Source organism: Streptomyces sp. DT190 (assembly GCF_049846985.1).
In the GTDB taxonomy this organism is placed as follows: domain Bacteria; phylum Actinomycetota; class Actinomycetes; order Streptomycetales; family Streptomycetaceae; genus Streptomyces.
The window spans coordinates 1-19,062 of the sequence record NZ_JBNCNM010000002.1; the positions used below are offsets into that span (position 1 = coordinate 1).

19 protein-coding genes, 2 tRNA genes, 1 pseudogene and 1 riboswitch are annotated in these 19,062 nt (G+C 73.8%); of the genes and pseudogenes, 10 read left to right on the forward strand and 12 right to left on the reverse strand.

The genetic code is table 11. The annotated features are described in order from the left end of the window. Nucleotides 1-299 precede the first annotated feature (299 nt). Nucleotides 300-1,133 carry a tRNA (guanosine(46)-N7)-methyltransferase TrmB gene (trmB, locus tag ACPXCS_RS03365; RefSeq protein ID WP_425944514.1) on the forward strand — a complete coding sequence of 278 codons (834 nt, stop codon included), beginning with the start codon at nucleotides 300-302 and terminating at the stop codon, nucleotides 1,131-1,133. A gap of 70 nt (nucleotides 1,134-1,203) precedes the next feature. Beyond that, nucleotides 1,204-2,595 carry a PrsW family intramembrane metalloprotease gene (locus ACPXCS_RS03370; protein ID WP_425944513.1) on the forward strand — a complete coding sequence of 464 codons (1,392 nt, stop codon included), beginning with the start codon at nucleotides 1,204-1,206 and terminating at the stop codon, nucleotides 2,593-2,595. A 153-nt stretch (nucleotides 2,596-2,748) separates the two neighbouring features. Here ACPXCS_RS03370 and ACPXCS_RS03375 read toward each other — a convergent pair whose 3' ends face one another. The 3 genes from ACPXCS_RS03375 to ACPXCS_RS03385 all read right to left on the reverse strand — a co-directional run bounded on the left by ACPXCS_RS03375 (nucleotide 2,749) and on the right by ACPXCS_RS03385 (nucleotide 5,520). Continuing rightward, on the reverse strand, nucleotides 2,749-3,780 hold the full coding sequence (locus tag ACPXCS_RS03375) for a M23 family metallopeptidase (protein WP_425944512.1): 1,032 nt from the start codon (nucleotides 3,778-3,780) through the stop codon (nucleotides 2,749-2,751). Nucleotides 3,781-3,791: 11 nt separating this feature from the next. Beyond that, nucleotides 3,792-3,948: riboswitch (cyclic di-AMP (ydaO/yuaA leader) on the reverse strand. A 305-nt stretch (nucleotides 3,949-4,253) separates the two neighbouring features. Beyond that, nucleotides 4,254-4,327: transfer RNA gene (locus ACPXCS_RS03380), tRNA-Met, on the reverse strand. Between the two features lie 62 nt (nucleotides 4,328-4,389). Next, entirely contained in the window at nucleotides 4,390-5,520 is a 1,131-nt protein-coding gene (locus ACPXCS_RS03385) for a dihydrofolate reductase family protein (RefSeq protein WP_425944511.1), read from the reverse strand. A 76-nt stretch (nucleotides 5,521-5,596) separates the two neighbouring features. On the opposite strand from ACPXCS_RS03385, the gene ACPXCS_RS03390 reads away from it, so the two are divergent. The 3 genes from ACPXCS_RS03390 to ACPXCS_RS03400 all read left to right on the forward strand — a co-directional run bounded on the left by ACPXCS_RS03390 (nucleotide 5,597) and on the right by ACPXCS_RS03400 (nucleotide 7,528). Further along, nucleotides 5,597-6,112, forward strand: a complete 516-nt coding sequence (locus ACPXCS_RS03390; RefSeq protein WP_425944510.1) for a MarR family winged helix-turn-helix transcriptional regulator — start codon at nucleotides 5,597-5,599, stop codon at nucleotides 6,110-6,112. Nucleotides 6,113-6,250: 138 nt separating this feature from the next. After that, the gene (locus tag ACPXCS_RS03395) at nucleotides 6,251-6,892 is read left to right on the forward strand and encodes a GTP cyclohydrolase II (RefSeq protein WP_425944509.1); all 642 of its coding nucleotides are present in this window, start codon (nucleotides 6,251-6,253) and stop codon (nucleotides 6,890-6,892) included. Nucleotides 6,893-7,009: 117 nt separating this feature from the next. Then, nucleotides 7,010-7,528 carry a MarR family winged helix-turn-helix transcriptional regulator gene (locus ACPXCS_RS03400; protein WP_425944508.1) on the forward strand — a complete coding sequence of 173 codons (519 nt, stop codon included), beginning with the start codon at nucleotides 7,010-7,012 and terminating at the stop codon, nucleotides 7,526-7,528. 55 nt (nucleotides 7,529-7,583) lie between these two features. Here the strand turns inward: ACPXCS_RS03400 and ACPXCS_RS03405 are convergent, their stop codons facing one another. After that, the gene (locus tag ACPXCS_RS03405; protein ID WP_425944507.1) at nucleotides 7,584-8,444 is read right to left on the reverse strand and encodes an RNA polymerase sigma factor SigF; all 861 of its coding nucleotides are present in this window, start codon (nucleotides 8,442-8,444) and stop codon (nucleotides 7,584-7,586) included. A gap of 331 nt (nucleotides 8,445-8,775) precedes the next feature. Further along, entirely contained in the window at nucleotides 8,776-9,270 is a 495-nt protein-coding gene (locus ACPXCS_RS03410; protein WP_425944506.1) for a MarR family transcriptional regulator, read from the reverse strand. Nucleotides 9,271-9,508: 238 nt separating this feature from the next. On the opposite strand from ACPXCS_RS03410, the gene ACPXCS_RS03415 reads away from it, so the two are divergent. The 5 genes from ACPXCS_RS03415 (at nucleotide 9,509) to ACPXCS_RS03435 (ending at nucleotide 13,600) form a co-directional block, all read left to right on the forward strand. Next, nucleotides 9,509-10,657 (forward strand): PP2C family protein-serine/threonine phosphatase, encoded by a 1,149-nt coding sequence (locus ACPXCS_RS03415; RefSeq protein WP_425944540.1) that lies wholly within the window; start codon nucleotides 9,509-9,511, stop codon nucleotides 10,655-10,657. A 138-nt stretch (nucleotides 10,658-10,795) separates the two neighbouring features. After that, nucleotides 10,796-11,713, forward strand: coding sequence for an STAS domain-containing protein (locus ACPXCS_RS03420; RefSeq protein ID WP_425970897.1), 918 nt, complete (start codon nucleotides 10,796-10,798; stop codon nucleotides 11,711-11,713). A gap of 20 nt (nucleotides 11,714-11,733) precedes the next feature. Beyond that, entirely contained in the window at nucleotides 11,734-12,123 is a 390-nt protein-coding gene (locus ACPXCS_RS03425; protein WP_425944504.1) for an STAS domain-containing protein, read from the forward strand. Further along, nucleotides 12,120-12,563 (forward strand): anti-sigma regulatory factor, encoded by a 444-nt coding sequence (locus tag ACPXCS_RS03430; RefSeq protein ID WP_425944503.1) that lies wholly within the window; start codon nucleotides 12,120-12,122, stop codon nucleotides 12,561-12,563. The genes ACPXCS_RS03425 and ACPXCS_RS03430 overlap by 4 nt, the downstream gene beginning before the upstream one ends. After that, on the forward strand, nucleotides 12,563-13,600 hold the full coding sequence (locus ACPXCS_RS03435) for an ATP-binding SpoIIE family protein phosphatase (protein ID WP_425944502.1): 1,038 nt from the start codon (nucleotides 12,563-12,565) through the stop codon (nucleotides 13,598-13,600). Before ACPXCS_RS03430 ends, ACPXCS_RS03435 begins: the two co-directional genes overlap by 1 nt. Before the next feature lie 16 nt (nucleotides 13,601-13,616). Here ACPXCS_RS03435 and ACPXCS_RS03440 read toward each other — a convergent pair whose 3' ends face one another. The 7 genes and pseudogenes from ACPXCS_RS03440 to ACPXCS_RS03470 form a co-directional block, all read right to left on the reverse strand. Then, nucleotides 13,617-15,488, reverse strand: a complete 1,872-nt coding sequence (locus ACPXCS_RS03440) for an ABC transporter ATP-binding protein (RefSeq protein ID WP_425944501.1) — start codon at nucleotides 15,486-15,488, stop codon at nucleotides 13,617-13,619. Further along, the gene (locus tag ACPXCS_RS03445) at nucleotides 15,485-15,919 is read right to left on the reverse strand and encodes a lasso peptide biosynthesis B2 protein (RefSeq protein WP_425944500.1); all 435 of its coding nucleotides are present in this window, start codon (nucleotides 15,917-15,919) and stop codon (nucleotides 15,485-15,487) included. Before ACPXCS_RS03445 ends, ACPXCS_RS03440 begins: the two co-directional genes overlap by 4 nt. Then, a complete protein-coding gene (locus ACPXCS_RS03450; protein WP_425944499.1) occupies nucleotides 15,916-16,170 on the reverse strand; it encodes a lasso peptide biosynthesis PqqD family chaperone in 255 nt (84 codons plus the stop codon). The genes ACPXCS_RS03445 and ACPXCS_RS03450 overlap by 4 nt, the downstream gene beginning before the upstream one ends. Before the next feature lie 58 nt (nucleotides 16,171-16,228). Further along, nucleotides 16,229-18,061, reverse strand: coding sequence for a lasso peptide isopeptide bond-forming cyclase (locus tag ACPXCS_RS03455; protein ID WP_425944498.1), 1,833 nt, complete (start codon nucleotides 18,059-18,061; stop codon nucleotides 16,229-16,231). Nucleotides 18,062-18,087: 26 nt separating this feature from the next. Continuing rightward, a complete protein-coding gene (locus ACPXCS_RS03460) occupies nucleotides 18,088-18,198 on the reverse strand; it encodes a keywimysin-related RiPP (RefSeq protein ID WP_425944497.1) in 111 nt (36 codons plus the stop codon). 388 nt (nucleotides 18,199-18,586) lie between these two features. Further along, nucleotides 18,587-18,659: transfer RNA gene (locus tag ACPXCS_RS03465), tRNA-Lys, on the reverse strand. Nucleotides 18,660-18,809: 150 nt separating this feature from the next. Beyond that, a pseudogene (locus tag ACPXCS_RS03470) lies at nucleotides 18,810-19,062 on the reverse strand (hypothetical protein); the annotation flags it as partial.

A 19,062-nucleotide genomic window follows, 5' to 3' on the forward strand; every position in this document is an offset into this window, starting at 1 on the left:
CCCCCCGACCGCTGACCGCGCCACCTCCGGATCCCCCCCCCCCCCCCCCCCCCCCCCCCCGCCCCCCCCCCCCCCCCCCCCCCCCCCCCCCCCCCCCCCCCCCCCGCCCCCCCCCCCCCCCCCCCCCCCCCCCCCCCCCCCCCCCCCCCCCCCCCCCCCCCCCCGCCCCACCCCCACCGCGCAGGCGAAGACGCGCATCCCACCCACCCCCGCCGCGCAGCCGAAGACCCCGGCCCACCCGCCCCCGCCGCGCAGCCGAAGACCCCGGCCCACCCCCACCCCGTAAAATCGTCCTCACTGTGTCTGACTCCGCGAACTCCCCCGAAACCCCGCTCCCGCACACCCCCGGTGCCCCCGCCCGGCACACCCGGGCCAAGGGAGAGCCACGCTTCCCCGACGGGCCGAAGGCCGACCCCGCCGGGTCGCACTTCGAACGGCGGATCCGGAGTTTCCAGCCGCGGCGCAGCCGCGTCACCGCCGGTCAGGCCGACGCGCTGCAGCGCCTGTGGCCCAAGTGGGGCCTGGACATCGACGGCAGCCGCACCCTCGACCTGCCCGACCTCTTCGGCAACGACAACCCCGTCGTCCTGGAGATCGGCTTCGGCATGGGCGAGGCGACCGCCCAGATGGCCGCCGCCGACCCCCGCACCAACATCCTCGCGGTCGACGTCCACACCCCGGGCCAGGGCAACCTCCTCAACCTCGCCGACCACAACGGCCTGTCCAACGTCCGCGTGGCCAACGGCGACGCGATCATCCTGCTCCGCGAGATGCTCGCCCCGGACGCCCTCGACGGCCTGCGCGTCTTCTTCCCGGACCCCTGGCCCAAGAAGCGGCACCACAAGCGCAGACTGATCCAGCCGGAGTTCCTGTCGCTCGCCGCGACCCGCCTCAAGCCGGGCGCGATCCTGCACTGCGCGACCGACTGGGAGGAGTACGCCGAACAGATGCTCGACGTGCTCACGGCTCACCCCGACTTCGAGAACACGCAGGCGGACGGTGGTTTCGCGCCGCGTCCCGACTTCCGGCCCCTGACCCGTTTCGAGGGCCAGGGACTGGACAAGGGACATGTCGTGAACGACCTCCTCTTCCGCCGCGTACCACACGCGGACCAACCCCCCGCCGGCGTCTGACCGCACCGCACCGCCCCTGGCACCTCCTCGCGCCTGCGGACAGCGCCCCTCCGTCGTTAGGGTCAATGCCGTGGCCACCTGCCCCCCACACCCGTCGTACCCCAGCGCCCCCACCGACGGCACTCCGGCCGCCGACCCGCTGCGGCACGCCCACTGGTGGCAGCGCCCCTGGGTGCGCTACGGCGCGCCGACCACCCTTCTCGCGATATCCGGCCTGGTCATCCTCGCCCTGGTCCGCGAGGAGACCGGCACCGACGGCTTCCTGGTCGGGCTCGGCCTGGCCCTCCTGCCCGTGCCCCTGCTCATCGCCTCGTTCCGCTGGCTGGACCGCGTCGAACCGGGCCCCTGGCGCAACCTGGTGTTCTCCTTCGCCTGGGGCGCCTGCGCGGCGGCGCTCATAGCGATCGTCGCCAACAGCTTCGCCACGAGATGGATAGCGACCGCGACCGCGGACCCGTCCAGCGCGGACACCCTCGGCGCGACGGTGATAGCGCCGGTGGTCGAGGAGTCGGCCAAGGCGGCGGCCGTGCTCCTGGTCTTCCTCTTCCGCCGCCGCGACTTCACCGGCATCGTCGACGGCGTGGTCATAGCCGGTGTCACCGCGACCGGCTTCGCGTTCACGGAGAACATCCTCTACCTGGGCACCGCCTTCGGCACCGACCAGCTCACCGGCGGCAGCGGCATCGCCTCCGTCACGGCGGCGACCTTCTTCGTCCGCATCATCATGTCGCCGTTCGCGCACCCGCTGTTCACCGTCCTGACCGGCATCGGCTTCGGCGTCGCGGCGCTCTCCGCGGACCGCCAGCACCTGCGCCGCGTCGCCTTCCCGCTCGCCGGGCTGCTGCTGGCGATGGGGATGCACGCGATGTGGAACGGCTCGTCGGCGTTCGGGGAGTACGGGTTCTTCGCCGTGTACGCGGCCTTCATGGTGCCGATCTTCGCGCTGCTGACCTGGCTGGTGATCTGGACGCGGCAGCGTGAGCTGCGGACCGTGCGCGCGGAGCTGCCCGCCTACGCGGTCGCCGGCTGGCTGGCCCCGACCGAGCCGTACGCGCTGGGCTCGATGCGGGCACGCCGGATCGCCCGCCAGTACGCACGCCGGCACGCGGGGAAGGCGGCGGCCCGGGAGGTGGCGCGGTACGAGGCGTACGCGACGTCCCTGGCGTTCCTGCGGCACCGGGCCCGCCGCGGCCGGGCGGGATCCGACTTCGCCGTACGGGAGATGGAACTGCTCGCCGAACTGTGGCGCCGCCGGGAAGCGGCCCGCCCGGCCCTGGACCACGCGGCCCGGATCACGGCCCCTCCGACACCGGTGACGCCCCCGTCGTGGCCGATGCCCGGGACGTACGGCCAAGGCCACCCATACGGCCACACCTACGGCCACACACCCGCCCACGGCCACCCCACCGGCTACGCCCCCCGCCCCACCGCGCACCCGGCATACAACCCCTACAGGTCCTGACCCCAGACCGGGCTCCGGCCCTCAGAACCCGCCCCCACCCCCGCAGCCCGCAACCCCACAGCCCACAGCCCAAAGCCCGAAAGGAAAGACCGGCAGCCCTGACGCCGGGGGGGCGTCGTCAGGGCTGCCGGTGCTTCTCGAGGTGCTCGGCGCTTACGGGTTGAGGCCCTTGTCCCGCAGCCAGGCCATCGGGTCGATGCCGCTGCTGGAACCGCCGGAGTGGACCTCCAGGTGCAGATGCGCCCCGGTCACGTTGCCGGTGGCGCCGACGCGCCCGATGACGTCACCCGTGCTGACCTTCTGGCCGACGCTGACGCCGATGGACGACTGGTGCGCGTACCAGATCTCCGTGCCGTCATCGAGGGTGAGGACGGTCTTGTAGCCGTACGAGCCGTTCCAGCCCGCCTCGGTGATGGTGCCGCTGTGGACCGCCTTGATCGGCGTGCCCGTGGGGGCGGCGAAGTCCAGTCCGGTGTGGTAGCCGGAGGACCAGTAGGCGCCGGCCTGGCCGAAGCTGGAGGTGATGGTGTACGAGGAGGTCGGCAGCGTGTACTGCTTGGCGAGGGCGGCGAGCCGCTCGGCCTCGGCCTTCTTGCGGGCCTCTTCCTCCGCCTTGCGCTTGGCCTCGGCGGCCTTGGCCTTGGCTTCCTTCTCCGCCTTGGCGGCGGCCTCGGCCGCGGCCTTCTCCGCGGCGGCGGCGGCCTCCTCGGCGGCCTTGGTCTCGATCTGCTCCTGCTGGTGCTCGACCTGGGCCATGATCCGGGCGCGCAGGGCCTCACCGGCGCCGGAGCCGCTCTGGTCGGTGTCCGCCGCGGCCGTGGTGAGGTCGCTGAGCGGAGTGGCGGAGCCTTCGGGGGTGTCGTCGTCCGAGATGAGGGAACCCACCGAGGGAAGGTCCGGCACGGAGATCGACACCGGCGGCTTGCCGGTCTGGGCGCTGGCCATGCCGCCGGCGCCGACGGCGGCTATGACGCCGACGCCCAGGACGGTGGAGCTGCGGGCGAGCCCTCCGCCGCGCTGCTTGGTGACGCGATGCCGGCCACGGACGGGACGGATGGACTCCGCGGTGGGGTTCCACTCCTGGAACGGGCCCTCGTCGGTGCGCTGACCGCCGTAGCCGAAGACTTCGGTGTCGCGCTGTTCCGTCGCGAACGGGGCCGCGGGGGCAGGCCGGTTGGACGCCACGTGGGCGTACTCCTTTCCTTCCTTCTCGCCTACCGGGTTAGCTGACGGGTTCGGAGCAGGAAGGTCTCCTACGCGCGTATACCGGCCGTGCTTCCACGGCGGCATCCGCTCGATTCACCCCAAGTGGTGGTTCCCCGGTTCCCTTTCGGGATTCGGCGCGTGCGCACGGAGCCGCCTTCTGTGACGGCTGGGACGACCGCGCTGCGTTATCGAACGTTAATGGAGGCGCGGTGCGTATTCCAGCGGTTCCGCTTGATCATTAACGTTTTTCACGTGGACTTACCTGCCATGACTGGCTTAAATCGGGCGAGTTGACTGCCCCCCAGGCGCCACAACAGTTCTGACGGTGTGTCAGTTGTTATGCACAGAGGGAGGATTCGATCACCCTGTGTGAGGACCGGTGTGCCGGTGACGGCGAGGGCCGAACACGCCGAGGGCCGGAACCCTTTCGGATTCCGGCCCTCGGCCTTCAGTAGCGGGGACAGGATTTGAACCTGCGACCTCTGGGTTATGAGCCCAGCGAGCTACCGAGCTGCTCCACCCCGCGTCGTTGTGACTCCAGTGTACGCCATGCGCAGGACAGCTCGTGCCACACCCGTCCCCGGGTGCTCAGGACAGCAGGTGGCGGTTGGGCGCCTGGGCCCGCTCGGCGTGCTCCGGCAGGACCACGACCTGCGCTCCGGCGGCGGTCAGGACACCGCTGCCGTCGGCCGCCGCCACGAAGGTGTCCGGCTCGCGCCAGGCGGTGACCACCCGGCGCACGCCCGCGTCGAGGATCAGCCGGGCGCAGGGCGCGGGCCGGGAGGCCCGGCGGGCACAGGGCTCCAGGCTGGAGTACACCGTCGCGCCGGCCAGCCTCGGGTCGGCCGGGTCGGTCTTGGCCAGGGCCGCCTCCTCGGCGTGCACGACCGGGTCGCCGCCCTCGCGGGAGTGGCCGCGGGCGAGTTCCGTACCGTCGGCGGCGACCACCACCGCGCCCACGCTGAACGCCGTGTCCGAGGGCGGGCAGCGCTCCGCCAGTTCGCACGCCAGGGCCAGCCAGTGGTGGTCGGCGGCGACGGGCAGACCGCCGGTGCCCGGGGCGGTGGGCGCGTAGCGCATGAGGACGACGTCCTCGATCCGCCGCGTCTGGAGCAGCCGGAGCCGGCCGCCCTGGTAGCCGCCCGGCCCGAAGAGGCGGGGGGCCTGCGGGTCGCCCACGAAGAGCGGGGCGAGGACCAACTGCAGTTCGTCGGCGAGGCCCTGGGTGAGCAGCTGGGTGTGGATCAGGCCGCCGCCCTCGACCATGAGCCGGCCCACGCCCCGGACGTCGTGCAGGTGGGTGAGGAGCCGGCGCCAGTCGAGATCCGGGCCGAGCGGGACGACGTCGGCGGCGATGCCGAGGGCCCGGGCCCGTTCGGCGCCGCGGTCGGTCGTGTACAGGACCTTCTCGCCGCCGGTGTGCCAGAAGCGGGCGTCCGGGTCGAGCTCGCCGGAGCCGCTGACGGTGACCTTGAGCGGGTACTCGGGCCGGCCGGCGGCCACCCGAGCGGCGCGGCGCCCGGGCGAGTTCACCAGCAGCCGCGGGTTGTCGGCGCGGATCGTCCCGGCACCGACCAGGATCGCGTCGGCGGCGGCGCGTACCTCGTCGACCCGGTCGAAGTCGGCCGGGCTGGACAGCAGCAGGCGTTCGGGACCGGTGTCGTCCAGGTAGCCGTCGAGGGAGACGGCGGCGGACAGCAGGACGTACGGGTGGGACATCGGCGCTCCGCGGCTGGTCGGGACGGCGGACGGGACAAGACTTGGTTCAAGTTTGAAACAAACTTACACTGGCGGCATGACGACCCGCTGGCTCACCCCCGAGGAGCAGCGCGCCTGGCGCGCCTACATCGCCGCTTCGCTGCTCCTGGAGGACGCGATCGACCGGCAGCTCCAGCAGGACGCCGGCATGCCCCACCTTTACTACTCCATCCTGTCGGTCCTGTCGGAGACTCCGGAACGGCGGCTGCGCATGACGGATCTCGCCGAGCGGCTGAAGATCACGCGCAGCCGGCTGACGTACGCCGTGACCCGGCTGGAGAAGGACGGCATGGTGCGGCGCGAGGCGTGCGCGGACGACCGGCGGGGCAGCGTCGCGGCGCTGACCGACGAGGGGTTCGCCGTACTGGAGCGGGCGGCGCCGGGCCACGTCGCGACCGTGCGGAGCTTCCTGTTCGACCGGCTCAGCCCGGAGCAGGTCGGCCAGCTGGAGGAGATCTCCGCGGCGATCGCACACGGGTTGCAGGAGGACGGGGGACGGCCGGACGCGGACGAGGTGCCGTGGCGACGACGGTCCTCGGGCGCCTGTTCGTGACGCACGCCACACCGGGGCACCCCTTATTGCTTCAACTTTAAAGCAAGCGTAGGGTTCCGGTCGTGGGTCTGCTTCAAATCTGAAGCAACCCGGCAGACGGCTGTGCAGCCGAACAGGAACGGAACCCGGAGGCCCCGCGTGCCCGACACCCCCAGCGTCCTCGCCACCCCGCGCTCCCGCGTCCGGGTCCCGCTGCGCTTCCACGACGGCTACGAGGCCGACGCCGAGCTCGTCACCTTCCACGGCCTGGCCGACGGCCGGGAGCACGTGGCCGTCGTCCTGGGCGAGCCCGGCCCGGTCCCGCTGGTGCGACTGCACTCGGAGTGCCTGACCGGGGACGTGTTCGGCTCGGCCCGCTGCGACTGCGGCCCGCAACTGCGCGAGGCCGTCGAGCGCATCGCCGAGCGCGGCGGCGTGCTCCTCTACCTCCGCCAGGAGGGCCGGGGCATCGGCCTCTACAACAAGCTGGACGCGTACGCCCTGCAGGACCAGGGCCTGGACACCTACGAGGCGAACGCGGCGCTGGGACTGCCCGAGGACGCCCGCGACTACACGGCCGCGGCGCAGATGCTGCGGGCCCTCGGCGTCGGCGAGCTGGACCTGCTCTCCAACAACCCCGACAAGGCCGCCCAGTTGCGCGCCCTGGGCGTCGGCGTCCGCGACCGGATACCGACCGGCGTCTTCACCACCGCGCACAACGTCCGCTATCTGCGCGCCAAGGTCCTGCAGACGCAGCACACGCTGCCGCTCGCGGCGCTGACGGAGCTGAGCGCCGGCTGAGCCACCCGGGTCCGATCCGGCGCCGAACGGGACTGCTTGCCACTCGGCTCTACGGGTACAGCCTTTGAATGAGGGCGACCTCCGCAGTACCCGGAGCTTATGGAAAGTGACCGTTTCGTGACCGATCTCGACGGCCCCGGAGACCACCGGGCAAGGGGACGGAGCGATGGCCCGGAAGCCGTCGCGGCACAGATCGCCGATGCCGTGGAGAGCCTGACGGCCCTGTGGGCGGTCGCCGCCCAGGAGGCCTCGCTGCGACTGTCCCCCCATCAGCTGCGCGCGCTGCGCACCCTGCAGGCGGCGCCCGGCCTGAACCTGACGTCCCTGGCCGACCGGCTGGACATCGGACTGCCCACGGCCAGCCGCCTCTGCGACCGCCTGGCGGCCGCCGGCCTGCTGGAACGCGCCCCGCACCCCGGCACCCGCCGCGAGGTGCAACTCCGGCTCACCGCCCACGGCCAGCGCATCCTGAGCGATGTGGCGGTGCGCCGCGCCCAGGCCCTCACCGCGGCACTGGAGGCGATGGCACCGGCGGAACGGGCCGCGCTCAGCCGCGGGCTGCGGGGGTTCCTGGCCGCCCGGCGGACCGCGGTCCCCCGCGTGGACGGGACGGAGGGGCCGCGGGGGCGACGATGAGCGCGGGACGTGCCCGGCCCCGGCACGTCCCGCGCTCACCTCTCACCCATGGGCCTCAGCCGGTCGCCAGCATCCCCGACCGCAGGCGGGCCACCGTGCGGGAGAGCAGCCGGGAGACGTGCATCTGCGAGATGCCGAGCCGGGCGCCGATCTCCGCCTGCGTGAGCTCCTCCACGAAGCGCAGGTGCAGGATCAGGCGCTGGCGCTCGTCGAGTTCGGCGACCAGCGGGGCCAGGGCGTGGAAGTCCTCGACCAGTTCCAGCGCCGGGTCCTCCCCGCCGATGAACTCCGAGAGCTTGGTGTCGCTCTCCTCCGCGTCACCGGTGATCGTGGCGTCGAGCGAGGAGGACAGGTAGCCGTTGGCGGCGATCTGCGCCTCGACGACCTCCTCCTCGGACAGGTTCATCAGCGCCGCCAGCTCCGCGACCCGGGGCGCGCGGCCCAGCCGGGACGCCAGCTCCTCGGTGGCCTTGGCCAGCTCCGTACGGGCCTCCTGCAGCCGGCGCGGCACGTGCACCGCCCAGGAGGTGTCCCGGAAGAAACGCTTGATCTCACCGACGATGTAAGGCACCGCGAAACTGGTGAACTGCACCTCGCGGGAGACCTCGAACCGGTCGATGGCCTTGATCAGGCCGATCACGCCGACCTGGACGACGTCCTCCATCGACTGGCCGCCGGAGCGGAACCGGCGGGCCGCGAAGCGCACCAGCGACATGTTCATCTCGATGAGCGTGTTGCGCGCGTACTGGTATTCGGGAGTGCCTTCCTCCAGCACCGCCAGGCGGTCGAGGAACTGTCCCGTCAGCTCGCGCGCGTCCTGCGGAGGGACCTTCTGCGGCTCCGCGATCTGCGGCAGCTCCTCGCCTGCGTAGGTGGCGGAATCCGTCGTCGTGCCGATGCGCGTGGTCGCGGTCACGGGCCCTCCCTCGTAGTTCCGGCCCGCTCCGATCCCCCGACAGGCCACCTCCACCGCCGCTACCCGCCCTCGCCCCGGTCATGCCCCGCACCGGCCCTGCCGAGACGTAGACCACAGTCGGCGCAGGTCGGGGCGGTGTCGGGGTATCCGCACGACAGGTGTGTCGGTACGAACGGGAGGCGGGCGGTTGCGGTGCGGCGAAAGAGACCGGGGGACACGCGGAACGGACAGTTGTCGTTTGACAACTATAGTCGTGGAGCCACAAAGTAGCGGTGCCGAGCAGGTGACGGGAAGAGCCCGGAAGGGACGGCCCGGAGCCGCGGCGGGCAGTTCAGGCAGTCCGGGTACCGGACGCACGGGAGTCGTCGGAGTCGTCGTGTATCTGGGCCGCCGCCGCGTCGCAGAACGCCTCCAGACCCTGCAGCAGCGCGACCCGCTTGGCGGCGGGCATCTGGTCCAGCACGGCGCGCAGCGCCTCCTCCCGGCGCGCGCGCAGATCGGCCAGGAAGGCGCGGCCCCGGCCGCTGAGCCGCAGGCGCAGCTCGCGCCGGTCGACCGGGCTCACCACGCGTTCGACGAACCCGGCCGCCTGGAGCCGGTCGCACAGTCTGCTGGTCGAGGGCGGTGTGGAGGCGAGGGAGTCGGCGAGCGTGCGCAGGTTGATGCCCTCGTGGTGTTCGAGGATGAGCAGCACGCGCAGCTGGGACGCGGACGCGGGCGCCGTCGAGGCCCGGCCCCACAGGACTTCCAGCAACTCCGCGGCCGTGGAGGTCACACGGGCGACCTCTGCGGGCTCAGGGCGGGGTCGGAGGGAAGTCACAGTCACACTCTCGCAGGCACCGGGATGGCCGTCAGCGTACTAGGCGCACGGGGAACCGGCGGTGGCGACGGCCCCCGGCCGCGCCCGCCCGCACCGCCGCGGGCCGCCCGCCCGCCCATACCCGGGGCCGCCCCGCATCCCGGCCCCTCATCCGCAGAGAACCCCTCGACGCCGGCTCACGACCCGTCGGCATCCGACCGAAGACAGGTGTAGCAACCCCGTGACGACGATCGAGAACAGATTCGTGGCCGCCGAGCGCGCCCTGCGCACGGCGGCACCCCATCAGCTGCTGGACGCGGTCCGTCGTGTACTGACCGATCAGTACGCGGCGGACTCCGTCGAGCTCTTCCTCGCCGACTACGGACTGACGGTGCTTCAGCCGGTGTCCGTCCTGCCGCACACCCTCCAGCCGGTGCCGGTGCACAACAGCCCGGCGGGCCGGGCCTTCGGAGCGCAGGAGCCGTACGTCGAGGACCTCCGGGACGGCCTCGTCCGCGCGCATCTGCCGGTCACCGTGCGCGGCGACCGCCTCGGCGTGCTGACCGTGACCCTGCGGGGCGACGGGCACGCCGAGGGCGTCCTGGCCGAACTGGCGGAGATCGCCGAGGTGCTGGGGCACGAGGTGGTCGTGGCCGAGCGGGACACCGACCTCTACCTCCAGGCCCGCCGCCGGGACCGGCTCACCCTGGCCGCCGAGATGCAGTGGCAGCTGCTGCCGGGCCGCTCCTGCGCCCGCCCCGAGTACGAGCTGGGCGCCCAGCTGGAACCGGCGTACGCCATCTTCGGCGACAACTTCGACTGGTCCGCCTCGGCCGACCGGCTCAGCCTCTACGTCACCAACGGCATGGGCGAGGGCATAGAGGCCTCCCTGCTGACCAACCTCGCCATCAACGCCCTGCGCAACGCCCGCCGGGCCGGGCTCTCCCTGGCCGACCAGGCGGCCCTGGCCGACCAGGCGGTGTACGCCCACTACCGGGGCCGCTGCTATCTCTCCGTGCTCATGCTCGACGTCGACCTGGCCACCGGGCTGGTCCGGGCGGTGGACGCCGGGTCGCCGCGGCTGCTGCGGCTGCGGGCCGGCACGGTGGAACGGGTCGCCTTCGAGGCCCAGCTGCCGCTCGGCATGTTCGAGGAGACCGACTACGTCGCCCAGGAGTTCCACGTCGAGCCCGGGGACCGGCTGATCTTCGTCAGCGACGGGGTGTACGACGTCGCCTCCCCGGGCGGCGAGACGTACGGCGACGCCGCCCTGGCCCGGGCGATCCAGTCGACCCGGCTGCTCCCGGCCGCCGAGGTGCCCCGGGCCCTGCTGCGCGAGCTGACCGGACACCGCGGCAGGCCCGACCCGGACGACGACGCGCTGGTGGTGTGCCTCGACTGGCGTGGCCGGTGAGCATCGGGGAAAGCGCAGGTCGAGGGGGTTCGCAGCACGATGTTTGGTGGTGCCGAACGTCGGCACTAATGTTTGTCATACGACAAGTAACGGACTGAGGCGCCGGAGCGGTCCCGGTCCGGCCCGCGCAAGGGAGCGATGCACGTGTCGGTGTCGGAAGAGAACGCGGAGCAGCAGCCGGCCGCACACCAGGTGAGTGCCTTTCTCGAACGGCGCCGGGAGCAGATCGCCCAGCGCTGGGCCGACGCCGCCCTGTTCCGCACGGTCTTCACCGTCTCACGCGACGAGGCGGTGGAGGCGGGCCGGGCCGTGGCCGCCGCGCTGGCGGCGGTGGCCGCCTCCGGGCAGCTGGAGGACATCCGGGCGTCCGGCTTCGAGGCCGTCCGCGACCAGCTGGGGCGGATGGCCGCCTCCCGCGCCCGCACCGGGACCGACCCGGACGGGGTGGCGCGTGAAGTGGCCGCCCTGCGCGAGCCGGCCACCGAGCTGCTGCGCGCCGAGTTCGAGGACCCCGGCGATCCCCGGGCCCTGGACTGCGTCGTGGCGCTCACCGTGCTCATGGGCACGCTGCGCCTGGTCGTGCTGGAGACCACCATCAGCGCCGGCGAGGAGGTGATCGCCCGCCAGCGCGAGCAGCTGCACGAGGTGGCCACCCCGGTGATCAAGCTCTGGGACAGCACCGTCGCCGTCCCGCTCATCGGCACCCTGGACAGCGCCCGCAGCCAGGTCGTCATGGAGAGCCTGCTCGACGCGATCGTCACCGAGCGCGCCCGGTACGCCATCCTCGACATCACCGGCGTGCCCACGGTCGACTCGCTCGTCGCCCAGCACCTGATGAAGACGGTGGCCGCGGCCCGGCTGATGGGCGCCGAGTGCATCGTGTCCGGCATCCGGCCCGCGATCGCGCAGACCATCGTCCACCTCGGCATCGACCTCGGCACGGTCCTCACCCGCGCCAGCCTCGCCGACGCCCTGGCCTACGCGCTCAGCAAGCAGGGCGTCGAGATCGCGCCGCTGCGGACGGCCGACCCGGCGGCGGACGCGGGCGCGCGGTGACCGGGGCGGCGGGGCCCCCGATGACCGGGTACGGCTACACGGTGCCGGTCCTCCGGCTGGGCGACACCCTGCTGGTGACCCTCCAGGGCGAGCTGCACGACGGGATGGCCGAGCAGCTCCAGCACGACGTCACGGCCCGGATCGCGCAGTCCCGGGTGACCGGCGTGGTCATCGACATCTCCGGCGTGGACATCGTCGACTCCTTCCTGGGCCGCGTCCTCGCCGAGATCGCCGCCGGAGCCGGACTGCTGGCCGCGCGCACGGTCCTGGCCGGCATGCGCCCGGCGGTCGCCATCACCCTGGTCGAGCTGGGGCTGACCCTGCCCGGGCTGCGGACCGCCCTGGACGTCGAACGCGCCATGGAACTGCTCGCCGCCGACCCACGCGACGGCCGGAGGAGTCCTCGGTGACCGCTTCCCGCCACGCCGCCCCCGCCACCCTGCCCATCGGCTCGGACGCCGACCTGGCCTGGGTGCGCCAGCAGGTCCGGCAGGCCGCCGCCGAACTCGGCTTCGGCCTGGTGCAGCAGACCAAGCTGGTCACCGCAGCCAGCGAGCTGGCCCGCAACACCCTCGTGCACGGCGGGGGCGGCCACGTGGAGATCACCCCGCTGCACACCGCGCAGACACGGGGCCTCAGGCTGGCCTTCGTCGACTCCGGGCCCGGCATCCGCGACCTGGACCAGGCCATGACCGACGGCTACACCAGCGGCGGCGGGCTCGGCCTCGGTCTGAGCGGCTCCAAGCGGCTCGTGCAGGAGTTCGAGGTGGACAGCACGCCCGGCGCGGGGACCACGGTCACCGTCACCGCCTGGGCCACCGTCATGGCGCCGACCCGTCCGGGGACGTGATGAGCAGGGTCTGGGACGTGCCGGTGGCCGACTCGACCCGGGTGCGGGACGTACGGGTGGCGGCCGAGCAGGCCAGTGCCTGTGCCGGCCTGCCGCCGCAACGGACCGCGACCGCCGCCCTCGTGGCGACGGAGCTGGCGACCAACCTGCTGCGGCACGCCGACGACGGCCGCGTGATCATCAACCTGGTCGAGAGCGCGCACGACCACCGGACGGCCGTGCAGCTGCTCTCCCTCGACCACGGCCCGGGCATCCCGGACGTGGCGCAGGCCATGCGCGACGGCTACAGCACCGCCGCCACCCTGGGCGCCGGGCTCGGCACGTGCCGGCGCATAGCGAACGCCTTCGACCTGCACAGCGCCCCCGGCCGGGGCACCGTGGCGGTGGCCCGCATCGACCACGACCCGGCCGTCCGGGGCTCCTCGCCCTCCCCGCACCCGCGGGCCGGCGGCGTCAACGTCCCCCTCGGCCGGGCCGAGCACTCCGGGGACGCCTGGGGCTGGGTGCACACCGGCGACCGGCTGACCCTGCTGCTCGCCGACGGCCTCGGCCACGGCGCCAAGGCGGCCGAGGCCTCCACCACCGCGGTGTCCGAGCTGCGCGGCGTGGCCGACCTGCCTCCCGCGGAGATCCTGCGCCACCTGGACAGGGCGCTGCGGCGCACCCGGGGCGCGGCCGCCGCCGTCGCCCAGGTCGACCTCGGCGCGGGCCGGCTGCACTTCGCCGGCATCGGCAACGTCGGCGCCCGCCTGCGCACCGACGGCGGCTGGAGGCCGCTGCTCTCCCACCCCGGCATCGTGGGCGCCCAGGCCCCCGCGACCGTCCCCGTGCGGCGCGAGTCCTGGCGCGACGACAGCCTGCTTGTCCTGCACAGCGACGGCATGCCCGCCCGCTGGACCCCGCCCGACGACGCCGTCCTGCTGCGGTGCGATCCGGCGGTGGTGGCCGCGGTGCTCCTGCGGGACGCCGGAAGCGCGGCCCGGCCCGCGGGGGACGACACCTGCGTGGTGGTGCTCGGGCGCGGCACGGGCTCCTGAACCCCGGCCGCGGTCCCTACAGCAGGCTGCCCGGGTGGGGCCGGGCGGTCCTCGCCCCGTGGAACGGGCCGGGGGCCGGACGCAGCATCTGACCCGCCGCCAGCTCCCGGTAGACGGGGCTGCCGGCGAGGAGTTCCTCGTGCGTGCCGCAGGCGCTGGTGCGCCCGTCCTCCAGCACGACGATCCGGTCGGCGTGCTGCACGGTGGAGAGCCGGTGCGCGATCACCAGCAGGGCGCACTCCCGCGCCACGTCCTTCATGACCCGGGCCAGCGCGGTCTCGTTGATGGCGTCCAGGTGGGACGTGGGCTCGTCCAGCAGCAGCAGCCGGGGGCGGGCCAGCAGGGCGCGGGCCAGGGCGACGCGCTGGCGCTCCCCTCCGGAGAGGGTGGCGCCGCGCTCGCCGAGCATGCCGGACAGGCCGCCGGGCAGCCGGCGCACGACGTCGTCGAGGCGGGCGAGTTCGACGACGCGCCGCACCTCGTCCTCGCCGGCGCCGGGCACGGCGTAGGCGATGTTGTCCCGGAGCGTTCCGTGGACGACATGGGTGTTCTGGTCGACGACGGCGATCCGGGCCCGGCACGCGGAGCGGGTCAGCTCGGTGGCGGGCCGCCCGTCGAACAGCAGCGTTCCGGAGTCCGGTTCGTAGAACCGGGCCACCAGGGCGAACACCGTGCTCTTGCCGGCGCCCGACGGGCCGACCAGGGCGATCTGGCTCCGGTGCGGAACGGTGAGGTTCACCCCGCGCAGCACCGGCCGGTCCGGGTCGTAGCCGAACGTCAGGTCGCGCAGGGCGAGTACGGGCTCCTCGCGCGCCACGGCCGGCGCGGGCGTACGGGCCCGGACGGCCGCAGCCGCGCGGGGGCTCCGGGGCCCGGGTGCCTCCGTCGGCTCGGCGGGCAGCGCCAGGGCCTGCTCGATACGGACGTAGGCGCCCATGCCCCGCTGGATCAGCCCGACCGCGCGGAAGACCGACGACAGGGGCAGCACCAGGTAGGAGGCGTACAGCAGGAAGGCGACCAGGTCCCCGAGGGAGTTGGCGTGCCCGCCGACGCGCAGGCCGCCGATGACCAGGACGAGCAGCAACGACCCCTGGACGGCGAGTTCGACGGCGGGGCTCATCACCGCCGCGAGCTTCGCCGTCCGCACGCCCGCGCCGTACGCCTCCTCGACCCGCTCGCCGATGCGCCGGGCCTCGCGCTCCTCGGCGCGGTGCACCCGGACCATCGGCAGGGCGCCCAGGGCGCGTTCCAGGTCGGCGGCGACGGCGCCGACGGAGTTCTGCATCCGCTCGGAGGCGGCCCGGATGCTCTTCAGCAGGGACGCCACGACCAGGGCCGCGACCGCGACCGTCACCGCGACCAGGAACAGCAGCAGCGCGTCGATCCACAGCATGAGGGCGATCGCGCCGGCCGCGACGAGGGCCCCGGTCACCAGGTCGACCAGCGCCTGGGAGACCACGTCCCGCAGCACGGTCGTGTCGGCGGTCACCCGGGAGACGAGGTCGCCGGTGCGGTGCCGGTCGTGCTCGCGCATCTCCAGCCGGAGCAGCCGCGCCACCAGGCTGTGCCGCACCTGCCGTACGACGCCCTCGCCCGTGCGCTCCAGGAGGAAACGGCCCACCGCGCCGGTCGCCGCCTCGGCCGCGAACAGCACGGCCAGAAGCAGCAGCGGGACCCACGCCACCTGGCCGCCGCCGGCGTCCACGGCCCGCTTGGCGACGAGGGGCTGGGCCAGCCCGAGCCCGGAGCCCACCAGGGTGAGGACCGAGGCGACGGCCATGGAGGGCCGGTGGCCGGCGGTGAGCCCGTACAGGGTGCGGACGGCGGTCCGGGTGGAGCGGTCCGGCCCGGGCCCGGCCCGGTCGTGCTCGGCGGCGGGGTCGCTCATCGGGCCGTGCGGCTCGCGGCGGTGACGGTGATGAGCCGGGCGAAGTAGTCGTCCGGCACGCCCTCGCCCACGGGACGCCCGTCCGCCTCGATCCAGGCGTGCGCGGTGAAGGGCGGCACGACCCGCACGCCGGTGCACCACGTCGGCCAGGTGCCGCCGAGCCGGCACAACAGGGCGCTGCCCAGGGACCGGGGCAGGCAGCCCTGCGGCCCGGCGCACCGCAGGCTGACCGCGCACAGGGCGTCCCGGGCGCTGCGGGCCTGCGCGGTGGTGGCCGGTGCGGCTCCGCGGCGCAGCACGGCGAGGACGGCACGGATCCGGCGCGGGGGCAGCAACGACAGCGCGAGGGCGGGCAGGAGCACCAGGCGGGCGGCCAGGCGCCGGGTGAACGGCACGCCGGTGGGGCGCTCCAGGGCGCTGGGTGTGGTCATCGGGCCAGCCCCGATTCCCGCAACTCCCGTACGAGCGCGGTGACGTCCTGCTCCGCGCGGGCCCGGTCGATGTCGAACTGCGCGACGAGCGCGTCGGCCGCCGCGGTCTCGTCGCCCCCTTCGAGGAGTGTGGTGACCACCAGGGTGGCGGTGGGGTTGAGTTCCCAGTAGTCGCCGCTGCGCTCGTCCAGCAGGACGGTGCCGTACGCGGTCTCCGCTGTGGAGACGTCGGGGCCGAACCGCAGGGCCATGCTGCGCCTGCCTTTCTCCGGCTTCGCCGGTGGTGTCTCGCTTCGTGGCGTGGCGTTCTCAGGGGGTGCGGGACAGTCCGCGCAGCCAGACCTCGGCGGCGATGGTCGTGTAGAGGATCCCGTCGCGCAGCCCGGGGCTGGCGGGGCGCTGGGCGAGGCGGCGCAGCGCGGCGCCGTCGACCAGGCCGAGCGCCGCGAGCCGCGAGTCCTCCCACAGCGCCAGCAGGTCGCCGCGGTGCGTGCGCAGCCCGTCGGCGGCGTCCATCGAGGCCGCGGCCTTGTTGGTGCGCCGCAGGCACGTCTCGGGCACGACGCCGCGCATGGCGGCGGTGAGCAGGGGCTTGTACCGCCAGGGCGAGACGCGCTCGCTCGGCCGTACCGCCAGGCATGCCTCGATGACCCGGTCGTCGAGGAACGGCGAGGCCATCGGCACCCCGGCCCCGGCGGCCATGCGGTCCCACTGGCGGACGATGCGGGAGCAGGAGCGGATCTGCTCCAGGTCGGCGTGCAGCCCGCGGTCGGGGTGCAGGGGCGTGACCGTCGCGGCCGCTTCACGCAGTGCCGTGCGCACGGCCTGCTCGGCGTCGGGGGTGATCCAGTCGAACAGGCGCGGGGGCATGCCCCAGCCCAGGCTGGTGGTGACGGTCGCGGGCATCGGGGCACGCAGCCGCCCCGCCGCGTCGGCGAGCCACCTGCCGTAGGGGCGGGAGTCGGCCAGCGCCCTGACCGTGTCCCCGAGGGGCCACTGCCACAGGGCCCGGAAGCCGCGCAGCTGCCGCCAGGCGAACAGCGGCCGGGTGCGCGCCAGCCGGTGGTAGTACGCCTCGGAGCACCAGGCCACGTGGTCGCCGCCGATGCCGGTCACATGGAGCCTGCTGCCCCGCTCGGCCATGGCCGGCAGGTGGTGCAGGACCCGGGAGCGGTCCATGACGCCGATGGTGGGTTCGTCCAGCAGGTCGTCGACGGCGAGGAGGTCCTCGTACACCAGCGGCGAGGCGTCGGCGTCCCACACCACGTGCTCGACGTCCGGCAGGTGCTTGGCCGCCTGCTCGGCCCAGTACAGGTCGGTGTCGGCCGGATCGCGCCCGGGCCAGGTGCTGGCCACCACACGGGCCGGGGAGCGGTCCGCCAGGAAGCACAGGGAGGTCGAGTCCAGGCCGCCGGAGAGGTCGCAGCTGACCACGCCGCCCGCGCGGGTGCGGGCGTCGACGGCGGCGGTGAGGGCCTCCCGGACCGTCGGGGCGCTCTCGGCGAGCGGCCGCACCGGCTCCGGCGGCGTCCACCAGCGCGCGTGCCGGGCGCTGCGCCCGTCCGCCCCGACGAACAGCGCGTCCTGCGGGGGCACGGCGGTGACCTCACGCCACAGCGACGTCTCGGACAGCGGGTAGGGGGCGGGCCACAGCAGCCGTACCGCCAGCCGCTCCGGGTCGGGTTCGGCGTCGAGCGCGCGGGCGAGCACGTCGGCCCGGGTGGATGCCACCCGTACGCCGTCCACGGTGGCGTGGAAGACGAGCCGCAGTCCGGAGGCGGTGCCCTGCACGCGGAGCCGGCCGTCGAGCGCGGCGACCAGGTGGAAGCTGCCGGGCAGGGAGCGGGCGAGGGTGGCGGCGTCGGCGAGATCGCGCAACCGCTCGGCGTACCGGCGCAGTTCGCCGGTGCCGACCGGGCAGCAGCCGACGACGGCCAGGGCGGCGCGGCCGGCCCGCGCGGTGACGATCTCCTCGTCGGACCACCGGCCGACCAGCCAGGGCCGGCCGGAGGGATGGGGGAGGGTTCGGGTGCCGGGGCGGGCGAAGGAGCGGGCCACGGCGGCCGCGTCCTCCCGGTCGGTGAAGACCGTGAAGTGCGCGTCGCCGGGGCCCGTCCCCGCACTTGCGTGCAGTTCCGTCATGACGTCGGGTCAGGGACCGTCGTCCGTCAGTTCTTGCTGAAGATCAGCCGGTCGTTGCCGGAGCGCTGCAGGAGACCCGTCTTCTCGCGGAAGGTCCCGAGCCGGACGAGGGTCGGGGCTTCGTACGCCTTCTTCATGATCTCTCCTCCTCTGATGCGGTTGCGCTACCGCTTACGCGGGGCGCAGCACCCAGATAGCTGCACAACCGGCGTGCAGGACAAGAGCATGGGAGACCGTCAGATCATATGAAGAGCGACGAAGCGGCCCGGCGCGCCGAACCGCACAGCAGAGCTTCATCCGACGTCATACGAGGGACGACCGGCCCGCACACAGACGTGCAGAAACGCTTCGAGCTGCGCGACTGGGCCGAGAGACGGGAGACCGGCCGGCCGGCGGGCCCCGCTGTCCGGGAGGGAGCCGCCAGGCGCACGAGCGTGTGCGCGCGTGCTCCTTCCGCGCTTCGGACCAAAACCCGCGCAACGCGAAGGCCCCGGGTCGGATGCACTCCGAACCGGGGCCGAGCGGTAGGCCCTGTGGGACTCGAACCCACAACCAATGGATTAAAAGTCCACTGCTCTGCCAATTGAGCTAAGGGCCCGGGCGATGTTGCCCCCACGAGCATAGCCGGACGACGCCGAGTCTCCGATCGGGTATCGGGGTCCCGGTCGTGCCGGAGGGCGAAACAGGGGCCGGAAAGGCCGAGCGCCGCGGCCCCTGCCGGGGCCGCGGCGCTCGTCACGCGGGGATGTCAGCCGTTGCGCTTCCAGCGCGGCTTGTCGTCACGGCGGCCGAAGGAGCCGCCGCCGCGGTGCTCGTCACGACGGCCGTAGGGGCGGTCGTGGCCCGGACGGTCGTGACCCGGACGGTCGTGGCCGCCGGAGCGGAAGCCCGGACGGTCGTCACGGCGGTCGCGGTTGAACGGACGGTCGCTGCCGCGGTGCCCGCCGCGCTCGTCCCGGCGGAAGCCGCCGCGGTCACGGTCGCGGTTGAAGCCACCGCGG